Source organism: Lewinella sp. JB7 (assembly GCF_024297185.1).
Taxonomy (GTDB): domain Bacteria; phylum Bacteroidota; class Bacteroidia; order Chitinophagales; family Saprospiraceae; genus Neolewinella.
Genome location: NZ_JANCTD010000004.1, coordinates 287,225 through 301,512 on the forward strand (window position 1 = coordinate 287,225; position 14,288 = coordinate 301,512).

At 60.2% G+C, this 14,288-nt stretch carries 13 protein-coding genes; 4 read left to right on the plus strand and 9 right to left on the minus strand.

Annotated features, from left to right (window positions below; genetic code table 11):
- Positions 1–6: 6 nt before the first annotated feature.
- Positions 7–1,530, minus strand: a complete 1,524-nt coding sequence (locus tag NMA52_RS09400) for an aldehyde dehydrogenase family protein (RefSeq protein ID WP_254827408.1) — start codon at positions 1,528–1,530, stop codon at positions 7–9.
- A 230-nt stretch (positions 1,531–1,760) separates the two neighbouring features.
- Between NMA52_RS09400 and NMA52_RS09405 the strand changes: the two genes are divergently transcribed.
- A complete protein-coding gene (locus NMA52_RS09405; protein WP_254827409.1) occupies positions 1,761–2,690 on the plus strand; it encodes an AraC family transcriptional regulator in 930 nt (309 codons plus the stop codon).
- On the opposite strand, the gene NMA52_RS09410 is transcribed toward NMA52_RS09405, so the two are convergent.
- Positions 2,668–3,171 carry a DUF6155 family protein gene (locus NMA52_RS09410; protein WP_254827410.1) on the minus strand — a complete coding sequence of 168 codons (504 nt, stop codon included), beginning with the start codon at positions 3,169–3,171 and terminating at the stop codon, positions 2,668–2,670. The genes NMA52_RS09405 and NMA52_RS09410 overlap by 23 nt on opposite strands.
- Positions 3,172–3,309: 138 nt before the next feature.
- Between NMA52_RS09410 and NMA52_RS09415 the strand changes: the two genes are divergently transcribed.
- Both NMA52_RS09415 and NMA52_RS09420 read left to right on the plus strand, forming a co-directional pair.
- Complete coding sequence (locus NMA52_RS09415) at positions 3,310–3,840, plus strand: YdeI/OmpD-associated family protein (protein ID WP_254827411.1); 531 nt, start codon at positions 3,310–3,312, stop codon at positions 3,838–3,840.
- Between the two features lie 166 nt (positions 3,841–4,006).
- Positions 4,007–7,153: a glycosyl hydrolase gene (locus NMA52_RS09420; protein ID WP_254827412.1), complete on the plus strand. Its 3,147-nt coding sequence runs from the start codon at positions 4,007–4,009 to the stop codon at positions 7,151–7,153.
- A gap of 2 nt (positions 7,154–7,155) precedes the next feature.
- On the opposite strand, the gene NMA52_RS09425 is transcribed toward NMA52_RS09420, so the two are convergent.
- The 3 genes from NMA52_RS09425 to NMA52_RS09435 all read right to left on the minus strand — a co-directional run bounded on the left by NMA52_RS09425 (position 7,156) and on the right by NMA52_RS09435 (position 10,249).
- Positions 7,156–8,931, minus strand: coding sequence for a DUF885 family protein (locus NMA52_RS09425; protein WP_254827413.1), 1,776 nt, complete (start codon positions 8,929–8,931; stop codon positions 7,156–7,158).
- Between the two features lie 61 nt (positions 8,932–8,992).
- Positions 8,993–9,493, minus strand: a complete 501-nt coding sequence (locus tag NMA52_RS09430; RefSeq protein WP_254827414.1) for a GreA/GreB family elongation factor — start codon at positions 9,491–9,493, stop codon at positions 8,993–8,995.
- Between the two features lie 93 nt (positions 9,494–9,586).
- Positions 9,587–10,249, minus strand: coding sequence for a hypothetical protein (locus NMA52_RS09435; protein WP_254827415.1), 663 nt, complete (start codon positions 10,247–10,249; stop codon positions 9,587–9,589).
- A 199-nt stretch (positions 10,250–10,448) separates the two neighbouring features.
- Here NMA52_RS09435 and NMA52_RS19135 point away from each other — a divergent pair, with 199 nt between their 5' ends.
- On the plus strand, positions 10,449–11,288 hold the full coding sequence (locus NMA52_RS19135; RefSeq protein ID WP_254827416.1) for a class I SAM-dependent methyltransferase: 840 nt from the start codon (positions 10,449–10,451) through the stop codon (positions 11,286–11,288).
- Here the strand turns inward: NMA52_RS19135 and NMA52_RS09445 are convergent.
- The 4 genes from NMA52_RS09445 to NMA52_RS09460 are packed head-to-tail and all read right to left on the minus strand — an operon-like array spanning position 11,281 to position 14,237.
- Positions 11,281–11,562 (minus strand): chaperone modulator CbpM, encoded by a 282-nt coding sequence (locus NMA52_RS09445; RefSeq protein ID WP_254827417.1) that lies wholly within the window; start codon positions 11,560–11,562, stop codon positions 11,281–11,283. The two genes, NMA52_RS19135 and NMA52_RS09445, sit on opposite strands and share 8 nt — an antisense overlap.
- A 21-nt stretch (positions 11,563–11,583) precedes the next feature.
- Positions 11,584–12,519 carry a J domain-containing protein gene (locus tag NMA52_RS09450; protein ID WP_254827418.1) on the minus strand — a complete coding sequence of 312 codons (936 nt, stop codon included), beginning with the start codon at positions 12,517–12,519 and terminating at the stop codon, positions 11,584–11,586.
- Between the two features lie 8 nt (positions 12,520–12,527).
- The gene (locus NMA52_RS09455; RefSeq protein ID WP_254827419.1) at positions 12,528–13,283 is read right to left on the minus strand and encodes a phosphatase PAP2 family protein; all 756 of its coding nucleotides are present in this window, start codon (positions 13,281–13,283) and stop codon (positions 12,528–12,530) included.
- Positions 13,284–13,331: 48 nt separating this feature from the next.
- Positions 13,332–14,237: a hypothetical protein gene (locus tag NMA52_RS09460; protein WP_254827420.1), complete on the minus strand. Its 906-nt coding sequence runs from the start codon at positions 14,235–14,237 to the stop codon at positions 13,332–13,334.
- Positions 14,238–14,288: the final 51 nt, after the last annotated feature.

Here is a 14,288-nt window from a genome sequence, read left to right on the forward strand (position 1 = left end):
ATTCCATCAGAAGAAGCCGAGGGCTTCCTTGCGGTAGCTCACCAGCATATTCTTCGTCTGCCGGTAGTGGTCCAGCATCATTTTGTGGTTCTCCCGGCCGATGCCCGATTTCTTATAACCACCGAAGGGGGCGTGGGCGGGATAGTCGTGGTAGCAGTTGACCCACACCCGGCCGGCCTTGATGGCCCGGGGTAGGCGGTAAGCCTCGTGCATGTCGCGGGTCCACACGCCCGCACCGAGCCCGTACAGGGTGTCGTTGGCGATCTCGATGGCTTCCGCCTCGTCCTTGAAGGTGGTCACGCAGAGCACGGGACCGAAGATTTCCTCCTGGAATACGCGCATCTTGTTGTTCCCCCGCAGTACGGTGGGCTTGATGTAATAGCCCTCCGACAGCCCGTCCACGTAGGCGGGCTCGCCCCCGGTAAGCACTTCACAGCCTTCTTCCTTGCCGATCTTGATGTACTTCAGAATCTTCTCGTACTGATCGTTGCTGGCCTGAGCGCCCATCATCGTATCGGGGCTCAGCGGGTGGCCCATCTTGATCGCTTCCACCCGGGGGATGAAGCGCTCCATAAACTTATCGTAGATCGACTCCTGCACCAGCAACCGACTCGGGCAGGTACATACCTCTCCCTGATTCAGGGCGAACATGGCCGCTCCTTCGAGGCACTTGTCGAAGAAGGCGTCGTTGGCGTCCATTACGCTGGCCATGAACACGTTAGGACTTTTACCTCCCAATTCCAGGGTGACGGGAATAATGTTCTTGCTGGCGTACTGCATGATCAGCTGACCGGTCGTGGTTTCACCCGTGAAGGCGATTTTCTGGATGTCGGGATGACTGGCGAGCGGCTTACCGGCCTCCACGCCGAATCCGTTGACGATGTTGAGCACGCCGGCGGGCAGGATATCCTCGATCAGTTCCATCAGGATCAGGATACCGACCGGGGTTTGCTCTGCGGGCTTCAGGACTACGCAGTTGCCGGCGGCCAGGGCGGGGGCCAGTTTCCAGGCAGCCATCAGGATGGGGAAATTCCAGGGAATGATCTGACCGACCACGCCGAGCGGCTCCCAGACGTTACTGGAGACCGTGTCGCTGTTGAGCTCGGCCACCCCGCCTTCCTCGGCGCGGATCACCCCGGCGAAGTAGCGGAAGTGATCGATGGCCAGGGGCATGTCGGCGGCCAGCGTCTCCCGCAGGGCCTTGCCGTTGTCCCAGGTTTCGGCGCGGGCCAGGGCCTCCAGATTATCTTCCATCACCTGGGCGATCTTCAGCAACAGATTGCTCCGTTCGGTGGCTGAAGTATGGTTCCAGGTGGCGGCGGCCCGGTGGGCGGCGGCAACGGCCTTATCGACGTCCTCCTTGGTCGACCGCGGGATTCGCGTAAAGCTCTTGCCGTCGACCGGGGAGAGGTTATCGAAGTATTCGCCCTGGGTGGGGGCGGTCCATTCGCCGCCGATGTAGTTTTCGTACTGGTCTTTGAATTTCGGTTTTGCGAGGGTATCGGAAGTATGCGTTGCAGTGGTACTCATGATCGATGCTTTACGGTAGTGTTTGAAGGCGGCGGAGCGCGGGAGCCAGCGGTATACGGAGAAGGCCCGGCTACGTTGGCATCTAAAGTAGTACTCCTTCCCCACCCTCCTTTGCAATATTCTGTAACCCTGTTGCACAATACTACAATCCTTCGGAAGATTGTGCCCAAACCTTTTATTATTTGGCCCCGGGGGTACCGAATTTTTATAAATGCCCTATTTTGGGGCGTATGCTCCACACCGACCGACTCCGTACTAAATCCCTCCAGACGTTGATCGAAAACCGTACGATGTACAGTCTGCAGAAAGTGGAGCTTAACCTCTTCGAGACTTATCAGACCACCGCCGCCGTAGCCCTCCGCTTCGATCGGCCGGTGCTCGCCAGTATGATTCGGGGCCGGAAGATCATGCACCTGCGACAGGAGCCCGGCTTTGCGTTCCTGCCCGGCGAATCGATCCTCCTGCCCGCCGGGGAACCGGTGGTCATCGATTTCCCCGATGCCACGAGCAAGCAACCCACCAAGTGTCTGGCCCTCGAAATCGATGCCGAAGAGATGCGTCAGGTAGCGCAGCTGATGAACGAACGCCGACCGCGAACCGACGGCGCCGAATGGTCGGCCGCGGACTACAATTTTCACTTCGCCCACGATCCGGCCATCACCCAGTTGCTGCAGCGGCTGGTGTATCTCTGCGCCGAGAATCACCCCTCGAAGGATCTCTTCGTCAACATGCTCCTGCGCGAACTTTTGATCCGGGTCATGGAATCTGAGTCCCGGCAACACCATCTGCGCCACGCCGAGCGTGATGCCGGACAAAATCCCATCGACTGCGTCATCACCTATGTGCGCAATAATCTGGACCGCAAACTGACCGTCGGCGAACTCAGCCGGCTGGCCTGCATGAGCGAGTCGGGCTTCTACCGGTCCTTCAAGAACGAGGTGGGTTGCTCGCCGGTAGAGTTCATCAACGCGGAGCGACTCCGCCTCGCCGCCAATCTCCTGCTGGACCCCAGTCGTAGCATCCGGGAAGTCGCCCTGCGTTGCGGCTTCAACAGCGTCAGTTACTTCACCCGGGTATTCGGGGAGTGCTACGGTAACAGTCCGGGTGCTTACCAGGCCGACCGGGCCGGCGTCGCCCTTACCAGTACCGCCGGTACGTAGGGTACAGGCTGAAGTGACGGTTGCGCCGCTGCTGTTCGAATAACTCGGCAAGCTTTCCGGCCCCCACGGCGAAGTAGTCCAGCAACACCTCCTGCTCCGCCCCCGCGCAGGCATCGGCGAAGGTTTTTACGGTGCTTTCGTGAAAGGCTTCGCTGTCGATACGGCGCGCACCGATGTACTCCGTCATGAGTTCGGCGCGGTAAAACTGTAGCTCGATGACGTCCTTGGGGTGAATGGAGATGGCGGAAAAGGCCTTGATCAGCTTACTGGAGGCCGACCGGCCACGTTTGCCCCGGCCCCGGGCCGGAAAGAAAGCCTTACGCATATTGGCCTTGTACTTATCGATCACCTTCTTCGGATCGGTAAGTTCCATGGCGTAGTACTCCCGCAGCACGCCGAAGCGCCCGTAGAGCATGGCCAGTTCGTCCCGCAGTTCGTCCGCATCCAGGTGGGCGATGAATTTGTTGAAGTCTCGTTTCATAACGTACGTGCAGCTTTGGCCATCCGCCCGCAAAATAACCCGGTGTCCCGGCCCGGCCTACCCGTTGGACCGCTATAGCCGTTGGACGGTGTGACACCGTCCAACGGCTATAGCGGTCCAACGGCCTATTTTTATCCCATGTCCACCCTTACGCTACCCCTCACGAAGGCCGCCGACGATACCGGCTACGGAGCCGTGTACTTTACGGTGCTCCGCATTCCCGCCACCGCGGTACGGGAAATCCTCGATCGCCCCCGGAATGCCAACCGCGTCATTTGCCGCATTAACGGTGAGGGCGTAATCCACCGGGGCCTGCTGCCCGACGGCCACGGGGACTACTTTCTGCTGGTAAGTAAGGAAGTCCGCCAGCAGTTCGGACTGGAAGAAGGTGATGTGGTAAGCATTGAGCTGTCCCCCGACGACAGCGATTACGGCATACCCCTGCCGCCCGAAGCCGCCGAACTCTGGGAGATCGATCCCGAAGCCCGCGAAGTATTCCACGACCTCACGCCCGGCAAACAGCGCAACCTCCTCCTGATGATCGACAAGCTCAAGCGCCCCGACTCCCGGGCCCGCAAAGCCGTACAGATCCATGAATACCTCAAGCACACCAACGGTAAACTGGATTACCGGGAGCTCAACACCTGGATGAAGGAATACGGGAAATAAACGGAATGTCAACCTCCATAAACTAGTCTTAACACCCCACATTTATACATACACCCCCTGCACTATACTCTTTAACCCGCTGGTCACTCCTCCAATTTGGATTTCTAAGTTGAACGTACTACTGCGGTTGGACGGGGTATCGGTTATATTGCCGCAAATCGCCCCTATGGACAAGCTCTCCTTACCCTGCTTACTACTGATGTTGCTGCTGTTTGCCTCCGGTCCGTCGTTCGGACAATCGGGCAGCGACACCATTTCTCCCGACGAACGCTACGCCAGCCTTCAGTTTCGCAACATCGGTCCCTTCCGGGGCGGGCGGAGCAATGCGGTAACCGGCGTGCCGGGGCAACCACTCCGCTACTACTTCGGCGGCGTTGGCGGCGGGATCTTTCGCACCGACGATGCCGGAATGCACTGGCGCAACATTTCGGACGGCCAGCTGAACACCGGTTCCATCGGAGCCCTCGCTATCGCCCCCAGTGATGCGAACGTGATCTACGCCGGCACGGGCGAGCACGCCGTTCGGGGGGTCATGACCTCGGCCGGCGACGGCGTTTACCGGTCCGACGACGGCGGGGATACCTGGAAACACCTGGGCCTTGTCGACAGCCGCCACATTGCTGAAATCGTGGTACACCCCCGCGATCCGGATCACCTTTACGTGGCCGTGCAGGGCGCCGTCCACGGCGATAGTGAGGACCGGGGCATCTACCGTAGTACCGACGGTGGAGAGAGCTGGCAGAAAATCTTCTACGTCGACGCAACCACCGGTGCGGTCGACCTCAGCATGGACCCCTCGAACCCCCGCATTCTCTACGCGGGGATGTGGGACCACCGCCGTTACCCCTGGGCGGTACGTAGCGGTGGCCGGGGAAGTGGACTCTTTAAATCGACTGATGGCGGCGATAACTGGGAACGACTGACCGAAGGACTGCCGGACACCCTGGGTAAAGTTGCCATTTCCGTAAGCCCCGCCCGGCCCTCACGCGTGTACGCCAACGTAGAAGCCGCCGGCGACCGGGGAGGCGTTTACCGCTCGGACGATGGCGGCAAGTCGTGGACCCAGACGAGTAAGGACCGCATCACCGTCGCCCGCGCGTGGTACTACATCGAGATCTTCGCGGACCCCGTCAATCCGGAGGTCGTATACGTGCTCAATGCGCCGATGCTCCGCTCCATCGACGGAGGAAAGAACTTTACCGTAATCCCTAATCCCCACGGAGACCAACACGACCTCTGGATTAACCGGGAAGATCCGGCCAATATGATTCTCGGCAACGACGGCGGCGCTACGATAACCTTCAACGGGGGTAAAAGCTGGAGTACCCAGGCCAACCAGCCGACCGCCCAGTTCTACCGGGTCATTACGGATAATCAAATGCCCTACCACGTGTACGGCGGGCAGCAGGACAACAGTGCCGTAGACATTGCCAGCCGGAGCCGGGGCAGCGGCATCGACGAATCCAACTGGCGACCGACCGCCGGGGGAGAAAGTGCATTTCTGGCCTTCGACCCCGACAATCCCCGCTACGTCATGGGCGGCAGCTACCAGGGCAACATCTCGGTGTACGACAACGACACGGATACGGAAGTCGACGTAATGGCCAGCCCGGTCGCCGGACTCGCCACGCCCCCCCGACAGATGAAGTACCGCTTCAATTGGAACGCCCCCATTGTAGCCCAGCCCCAGGACCCCGACGTATTCTATCACGGAGGCAATCGCGTACTGAAATCGACCGACCTAGGACGCAGTTGGACGGAAATCAGCCCGGACCTTACCCGCAACGATACCACTAAGCTGGTAGACGGCGGCGGCCCGTTCACGAATGAAGGTGCCGGCGGCGAGATATACGGCACCATCAGCTACCTCGTCGCCTCCCCCCACCGGGCCGGCGAACTCTGGGTAGGCACCGACGACGGCCGCGTGTGGCTCACCCGCAACGAAGGTGGGGAGTGGACGGAGATCACCCCCGCCGGAATGGGCGAAAAGCTGGTTAATGCCATCGAAGTTTCCCCCCACGATCCCGCCACCGCTTACCTCGCCGTCACCAACTATAAGTTCAATGATTTCACCCCGGAAGCCTACCGCACTACCGATTACGGAAAGACGTGGCAACGCATTGTCGCGGGCTTCGGGGAGCAGGACTTCGTGCGGGTGATCCGGGAAGACCCCAAACGCCCCGGATTGCTCTATGCGGGGACCGAACGCGGATTGTATTTATCCTTCAACGAGGGAAAAAACTGGGAAAAGCCGAACTTCAATCTACCGGACGCTCCCATCCTTGATCTCACTACGCGCGATAACGACCTCGTCGTGGCTACCTCCGGCCGCGCCTTCTGGATCCTGGATGATCTGAGTGCCCTGCAACAAACCGGCGGGGCCTCACCGACCGCCATGACGATTTTTCAACCCAAGCCCACTTACCGCTACAATTTCTCTACTCCCGATGAGGCTCCCGACGGAGAGGGCCAGAACCCGGCCAGCGGTATCATCTTCGATTACTACCTGCCGGTCGTCGACGACAGTACCGCGGTCACCCTCGACGTGCTGGATGCCCGCGGGGCAGTGGTGCGGACTTATTCGAGCAAACCGGAGAAAACGAAGAACTGGCCCGGCGGACCTCCCCCCGCAACCGCTCTGCCCGCCGAACCAGGATTTAATCGATTTAACTGGGATCTGCGTCGTGCTACCCTTCCGGCCGTAGAGGGCATTTTCGTGCTGGGCGACTACCGGGGTAGCCTGGTGGGGCCGGGTACGTATACCCTGCGACTGTCTACCCCCCGGGATACGGTAAGTGTCGACGCCGAATTGTTAGCTGATCCTAATCTGGATGCCACACCGGCCGAATACGGTAGCCAACAGGAAATTCTGACCGCCGCCGAAGCCGCCGTCCGGGACATTCACCGTTCCGTCAACCGGATGCGGCAGGTGCGGTCGCCGGTGGAAGCGCTGAACGACAAGCTGACGAATGTATCGGGCACCGATGACCTCGTACGCCAGGGTACCCGGATCATTAGCCGGATCACCGATTGGGAGAATGCCCTCATTCAACCCGAGCAGAAAACCTTTCAGGACGTGATCAATTTTCCGAACCGCCTCAACGCCGAACTGATGAACCTGAAGAGCCGGGTCGACGGTGCCGTTCCGGTCGTCACTACCGGCGCCCGGGAGCGATTACGGGAGTTGACGGCCGACTGGCAACGCTACCGTCAGGTGCTCGACCGCATCATCGACGAAGATGTAGCCGCCTTCAACGCGGCCTACCGGGAGCTGAACTTGCCGGCGGTGATCGTACCGACCGCCGATCGCTAAGCCTATTTTCCGGTGGTGATCCAGCTGTCGACCTTCCGCTCCAGCACGGCCAGGGGGAGGCAGCCGCCTTCCAAGACCAGATCGTGGAAGGCGCGTACGTCGAAGTCATTACCCATCTCCTCTTCGGCCCGGGCCCGGAGTTCGCGAATCTTCAGTTGACCGACTTTGTAGCTGAGGGCCTGGCCGGGGATGGCCATGTAGCGCTCGATTTCGGAGACGATGCTGGCTTCGCTTTCGGCTTCGTTGTCCAGGCTGTACTGAATGGCCCGTTCGCGGCTCCATCCCTTACTGTGGATACCGGTGTCCACGACGAGGCGGATTGCCCGGTGCATCTCGGCGCTTAGCATACCGAAGTACTGGTAGGGGTCCTCGTAAAGTCCGAGTTCCTCCCCCAGGCTCTCGCAGTACAGTGCCCAGCCTTCTCCGTAGGCGCTGTACCAGAGATTGCGGCGGAAAGCGGGTAAGTCTTCGTTCTCCTGCTGTAGGCTGATCTGGTAGTGGTGACCGGGAATGGCTTCGTGCAGAAAGAGATCCTCGTCGCTGAAGGTATTGTAGGCTGCTACCTCGGGGATCGGAACGTAGAAGATGCCGGGACGGGTGCCGTCGAGGCTTCCCGGATTGTACTCCGCCGAGGCGCTGGCTTCCCGAAAAGCCTCGGTGCGGCGTACCTCAAAGGGGGTTTTCGGAACCTTATTGAACAGTTGCGCCAACTGGGGCTTCATGCGATCGTAGATCGAGTTGAAGTTGTCGATTACCTGCTGGGGATCGTGAAAGGGCATGAGTTCGCGGCGGCTGCGGACGTGATCGAAGAATTCCTGCAGATCGCCATCGAAGCCGACTTCCGCCTTTACCCGTTCCATTTCGCCGCGCAGGCGGGCCACTTCGCTCAATCCGAGTTCGTGGATTTCCTCGGCGGTCAGGTCGGTAGTCGTGTACAACTTGATGAGGTACTTATAGTATGCCGGCCCGTTGGGAATGGCGTCAATTCCGCTGGTCTCCCGGGTCAGCGGCAGGTACTCATTCCGCACGTAGGTGGTCAGGTCGGTAAACAGGGGAATGATGCGCTGGCCGATCATGCGTTTATACTCCGTCGTAAGTCGTTCGCGCTCGGCACCGGGAATGCTGTCCGGCAGGTTGCGCACGGGCCCGTAGAACAGGTGATCCTCCACCGGCTCGGCGGCCAGCCCTTCCAACTGGGGTAACATCTTTTCGGCGAGGGGCCGGGGGAGGGTGTAGCCCATGGCCGCTCCCCGTTCCAGATTTGCCCGCGCGGTGTCCATCATAACGGCGAAATCCTCCACCCGCAGCAGCCAGTTCTCGTAATCCTCCACGGTACCAAAGGGTTGGGCGCTCTCTCCACTGGCCAGTTGCCCGATCATCAGGTGAGGGCTATCGAATTGATCGAGGGGAAGGAGTTCTTCGGCGAAGCTGGCACCCTGCATGGCCATGTTCAGTTCCCACTCGAGAACATCATAGCTGATCTGTTCGGTCGGGCCGAGACGGGCGCGGTTGATCTTCTTGAGCTGCGCGAGGTAATCCTGATAAAATCCCCGGCGCTCCTCCTTGTATTCCCCCGCAAGCGTGTTGGGCAACCGGTCATTGTAGCGGTCGTCACCGAGGAAGGTGGCTTCCAGTGGGTTCAGTTGCAGGCGTGCCTCCTGGTACTCCTCGAGCAAACGACCGAAAGACTCGTCCGCAACCGGAGCTTCCGTGACGGTGGATTCATCGCTCGCACAGGCGAAAACGAACAGGAGCAGTAGGGCGGAAAAGTAGCGCATGGGGTCTAACGGTTAGGCCACAAATATAGGCGACCACCCCGTCTGTTCCCCCGGCGGTCGATCAGTAGCGAATTTCGAGTACTTCGAGTTTACGCACCTCCGACCCCAGATGGAAATCGGCGGTTTCACCGACCCAACGTCCGGTAACGGCCCGTGCGATCGGGGCGGTAAAACTGATCTTACCTTCCTTTACGTTCGCCTCATCCACCCCGACGATCCGGAACTCCTGGACGCTTTTGCTACCGCCCTGCCGGAGCTTTACGTAGGCTCCGAAACGTACTTCCTCCGGGGGCTGTCCGGCGGGGTCGACGATGCGCGCCGATACGATCCGCTGCTGGAGAAGGGCGAGTTTCCCGTCGATCACCGTCGCGGCCCGCCGTCGTTCGTCCTCATTGTCGGAGGACAGGGCGGCCTTCTCCGCTTCCAGCTGCTCCCGCTCGGCTTCCAGTGCCCGGTACCCTTCGGGGGTGACGTAATTGGTCTCTCCGGCCGGCAGGGGCGCGCGGGGCGGTATGATGGGCAGTTCTTCCTGATCCGATTCCTTGACGAAGCCGCGTGACATAATGTACTGTACTGGTGCAAGTACCTAACGGGTCAGATACCTACACGGTTGCCACCCCGTTTCCGGGCGCGAAGCCGTCAGATTTCAGAACCGTTACCGGAATACGGCTTCCGTGGCCAGATCCAGGCCATCGGCTACCCGATCGAAAATATCGGTATTACTCTCCTCACTGATCAGGATGACCCCACTGCCGTTAACGGTCGCATCCTCCAGATCGCTACGGGTAATGCCGGCGAACCAGTGGTGAGGGTTGAGGACGATCTTACTCGTGGCGATCGTTCCGGGTTCGACGGTAGTACCGTCCGCCTCGGCTTCGAACACTTCCCCCGAGTTGAACTCGAACCGTACGGGATAGACGGTACCGTCTTCCTTACCGTAAGTTCCTTCGGCCACCAGGGTGGGCTTATCACCGTCGTCAAGTAGTTCGATACCGAGGTAGACGCTCCGGTATTCCCCCGCCGGGATTTGAACCGCGACGCTCCCGGACCCGGGTAGGCCGGTCGCCAGATCAAAGGTCATGATCGATTCTTGGGAAAGGCTTACCGAAGTCCCGTCCGCACGATCCCCGTCGAATTCAATCTCGCTGATGACCACGGACCCGCTCGTAAACCGCAGATCTCCGGCACTGCGGTAGTTCACGGTCGATTTATCCAGCTCCATACGGAGTTGAAATCCCGTAGTGGGGGCGTCATCCTTGCTGCACGCGGTGATCAGTAGTGCCAGCAGCAGCGTAGAGAATAAAGAAGAAAATTTCATGCAGCATTGATAGTCGGACGAACATTCGTCCACCAGTCAGAACGTCTGCGCGCACTGCGGTAGCCGAAGCTGTACATTTTTTAACTCCCGTGATCTGGTCCTCTCTGATCACCACACCTGCTGGCGGGAATGCCTGGTTCCATCTTGCGCGAATCCATGGGGTACGCTGCTCACTAAGTGAAGTGTTATCATTGCCCCCGTGTCATCCTTCCTCTCCTACTGGTGGTATCGTTTCCGCTCCGCACTCCGGTGGTACCTGGCCGCCCGTACGCGCTACGACGTGCACTCTCCCTTTCTGAGCGCCTTCGTCCGGGAAGTGTACGCCGACGACCGCTACTACCACGCCTTCGGGCTCGTCCGGCAACTGCGTAAGTTCTGGAATACGCAGCGGCAAACGGTCCGACTGCGCTCTCTGGGAGCCGCCAGCCGTACCACCCGAAAGCCCGAGCGGACGGCGGCCAGCCTCGTCCGCACGAACGCCATTAACCACCGTCACGGCAAACTCTTGTTTCGCCTGGCCCTGTGGCTGCGTCCCACGTGTATCGTCGAATTAGGTACGAACGCCGGCATCTCCACGCTTTACCTGCACGCCGCGGATACCCGTACGCCGCTGTTCACCGTAGAGGGGAACGCCGAAGTCAGCGCGCTGGCGAGCGAGACCTTCCGGCGGGCGGGGGTCTCACCGAAGCTCCACGCGTTCACGATGACCTTCCGGACGTTCTTCGCCAATCACTGGCCACCGGGCAAGAAGAATCTGCTGGCTTTCATCGACGGCGATCACCGCTACGCCCCTACCCTGGAGTACATCGATCGCCTCCTGGAAACCGCTACGCCGGAGAGCGTGATCGTGGTGGCGGACATTCACTGGTCGGCGGATATGGAGCGTGCCTGGACTACACTTAAGGCGCATCCGCGAATCACGGCATCGGTAGATACCTACCACTTCGGCATTCTGTTCCTGCGACCGCAACTACGGGGGCCCCATCTGAGCCTGATTCCTACGCGGTACAAACCCTGGCGGGTAGGCTTTTTTAGCTGAAGTCATCCCAGTCCTCCACCGACCGGTAGCGGCCGCCCTCGATCCGGTCGAGCAGGCGCAGGATGATGTCGATGCCCGGCGCGTTCACGCCCAGGTCGTTGCGTAACCGCAGGGCACGTTCGATCCGGGGCACCTGGGTTTCCGGAATCAGGATGATGTGCTTATCCTGCTGCGCTTCGAAGATGCCGTGATCGATGAATTCCTCGATCACGACGGTTTCGCACTGGTGGAAGGTGCAAAACTGCTGGATGGTGATGTAGGCTACTCCGGCCATGGGGCGTACTATTTTATCCGGCTAGCGGCCGGCCAGTTTAGAGAAAGCGGCACGTTCCTCGGCGTTCAGCTGAGTGGGAAGCTTCACGCGCAGGTCGAGGTAGAGGTCGCCGTGGCCGCCGCTTTTGTACTTCGGCAGTCCCTTCCCCTTCAACCGTACCCGCTTTCCGTTTTCGGTGTTCTCCGCGACCGGGAAATTAACGGCTCCGGTGGGGGTCTGCACGGTGATCTTCCCCCCCAGCAGCATCGTATACAGATCGACCTCCTGCTCCTTGTACAGATCGGCCCCTTCCCGGCGGTATTCCGGTGGCGTACTTACGCGGAAGGTGATGTAGAGATCGCCCGCGGGGCCGCCACCCGCGCCGGGGCTTCCCTGTCCGCGCAGTCGCAGCGTTTGTCCGTCCTCCACCCCCTGCGGGATGGTGACCCGCAGTTGCTTGCCGTTGACCGTCAGCACTTGCTTGTTGTCCTCTAGAATGTCGTTCATGTTCACGCGCAACTCGGCCTCGATGTCGCGTCCGCGAAAGGATCGGCTCCTTCCGCCAAAGCCGGCTCCCGCGGCCCCGCCCCCCGCTCCTCCAAACATGTCGCGGAAGAAATCGGAGAAGTCGGCGCCCTCGCCTCCACCAGTGGTGTAGGTGTACTGTCCGCCGAAGGGATTGCCACCACCGCCGCCGAATCCACCGAATCCGCCGCCCTGTTGCTGGCGGGCCTGCTCGAAAGCGTCGGCGTGCTCCCAATCCTTACCGTACTTGTCGTACTTCTTGCGTTTTTCCGGATCGGAGAGCACGGCGTAGGCCTCGTTGACCTGCTTGAATTGTTGTTCCGCTTCGGCGTCGTTGGGGGCCACGTCGGGGTGGTACTTGCGCGCGAGTTTGCGGAAGGCCTTCTTTAGTTGCTTCTCATCGGCGGACTTATCTACGCCGAGCGTCTGGTAGTAATCGATGAATTGCGCCATGATGTGTGCTAGTTTCCCTCCCCGTTGCGGTGCAGGGTAGGTACGACGATTGCAATGATCGTGCCGACGGCCGAGCCCACGAGCACGTCGGTGAAAAAATGGCGGCCCGCCCGCATCCGGCCGTAGCTGACCGCGGCGGGCAACAGGGCCGCTCCGAGCCAGACGTAGGGAGTTGCCTTACTATTAGGATACAGATCGTTGTAGAGCTTAGCCGTCGTGATGCTGAAGTAGGCCGTGGTGGCGCTGTGTCCGCTGAAGAAGGAGTAGCGGCTTGACTTTTTCAGCTTCGTATCCAGGGGCGCATCGGCGTTGTAGGTGTACGGCCGGGGACGCCGGACCAGCACTTTTGTCAGGTTGATGAGGCCGGAATTGATCATGGCGCCCTGGAATACGATCAGGGCCATGCGGTCGAAGTTGTCGCGTCCCGGCCGGTCGAGGAGCAGGAAGAAGGGGCTGGCGAAACTGGCCAGCAGCAGCTTGTCGGTATTCTCGTCCGCGTCCAGGCTGATGTGGCGGGTAGAGAACATATCGATGCCCGGGATCTTGTTGATCTCCAGTACCGAGATATCGTCTTCGGTCAGTGGGCTCACGCGCCGGTCGAGCATGATCGATGTGGACGTAAGGGCTCCACCCAGGCCCAGCAGTACCGCATTCGTGGTATTGCTCGGATTGTAGGGGTGCACCACCAGCCCCTGGGCGGGCAGGAGTTGGGAGACAAGCAGGGAAAGAACGAGAAAGAGCAGGGAAAGGAAACGGTAAATCATGTAACCACGACATTGTGTGAGGGACAACGGGGTGTCGCCGGGTTTGTGCTATTGCAGTCCTAATTCGGCGCGCAGGGGATCATCCACGGTGGCGTTTTGCTGCCAGTACGGCGAAAGTTTCTGTTCACGCAGGGTAGCGGTGGTCGTCAGCAGGGTATCGCGGCTCGGGTATGTTTCGGTCCATTCCCGTATGACGTAGGGTGAGGCGGCGTCGTAGGTGACGGTGAGGCGACGGTCCAGCGCCGCGAACTCCAGTACGTACCGGCGGAGGCTGTCCCCGATCGCTTCGGTGGTGGCCCGTGCCGGGGTGGCCTCGTAGGGTTGGTGCGTCATGAGCAGGTAGCCGGTATTGGGAATGACGCGGAACTCCCCTTCGGGCAAGTCCCCACCGATGCGGATGCGGTTGAAAACCTCGTCTTCCAGGAAGTCGGCTTCCAGCGCGCGATCCTGGTCCCCCTCCCGTTCGAAGTAGCTGCGCAGCTGCATATCCCAGCTTTCTCCCCCCGCATAATTGAGCTGGGTGAAGCTCTGTCCGCACCAGTCCTGGCTACTGGTGGTCACCTTCAGGGTGAGGGGGTGATCGGCGGCGTTGGTGGGCGTAAAGACGGAGGTCATCAGGGAGTAATCGTAGATGCCCGTAGTGAAGCGCCGGATGAGGTTCGTCTTGATGACGGGTGCGCTGTTGGGGTTCTCGTAGGCATCGTTTTTCACCTGGCGGTCGGTGAGAAAGTCTTCGGAAACCTGAATCAGGATGGCTTTCCCCCGGCGCATTTCTCCGTAGCGGGCCTGTTGCAGGTCGTAGGTGGAGATCTCCGCCTTGCTCTGGTACCAGTAAGCGGGCAGTTCGCCGCCAAACACGGGGGGCGGGGCCGCGGGAGCGGTAGAATCCGCGGAAGGCCGGGCATTACAGGCCAGCAGCGTGAGCGGAAGGACGAAAACGAGCAGGTACTTCATGGGGCTAAAATTAATTCCGCATAAGAAACACCCCGGCCGCCGGCGGGGGCG

Bases quoted from the DNA above. Each gene is read 5' to 3' on its own strand.
- NMA52_RS09400 (WP_254827408.1), bottom strand. From the start codon at position 1,530: ATGAGTACCACTGCAACGCATACTTCCGATACCCTCGCAAAACCGAAA.
- NMA52_RS09405 (WP_254827409.1), top strand. From the start codon at position 1,761: ATGCTCCACACCGACCGACTCCGTACTAAATCCCTCCAGACGTTGATC.
- NMA52_RS09410 (WP_254827410.1), bottom strand. From the start codon at position 3,171: ATGAAACGAGACTTCAACAAATTCATCGCCCACCTGGATGCGGACGAA.
- NMA52_RS09415 (WP_254827411.1), top strand. From the start codon at position 3,310: ATGTCCACCCTTACGCTACCCCTCACGAAGGCCGCCGACGATACCGGC.
- NMA52_RS09420 (WP_254827412.1), top strand. From the start codon at position 4,007: ATGGACAAGCTCTCCTTACCCTGCTTACTACTGATGTTGCTGCTGTTT.
- NMA52_RS09425 (WP_254827413.1), bottom strand. From the start codon at position 8,931: ATGCGCTACTTTTCCGCCCTACTGCTCCTGTTCGTTTTCGCCTGTGCG.
- NMA52_RS09430 (WP_254827414.1), bottom strand. From the start codon at position 9,493: ATGTCACGCGGCTTCGTCAAGGAATCGGATCAGGAAGAACTGCCCATC.
- NMA52_RS09435 (WP_254827415.1), bottom strand. From the start codon at position 10,249: ATGAAATTTTCTTCTTTATTCTCTACGCTGCTGCTGGCACTACTGATC.
- NMA52_RS09445 (WP_254827417.1), bottom strand. From the start codon at position 11,562: ATGGCCGGAGTAGCCTACATCACCATCCAGCAGTTTTGCACCTTCCAC.
- NMA52_RS09450 (WP_254827418.1), bottom strand. From the start codon at position 12,519: ATGGCGCAATTCATCGATTACTACCAGACGCTCGGCGTAGATAAGTCC.
- NMA52_RS09455 (WP_254827419.1), bottom strand. From the start codon at position 13,283: ATGATTTACCGTTTCCTTTCCCTGCTCTTTCTCGTTCTTTCCCTGCTT.
- NMA52_RS09460 (WP_254827420.1), bottom strand. From the start codon at position 14,237: ATGAAGTACCTGCTCGTTTTCGTCCTTCCGCTCACGCTGCTGGCCTGT.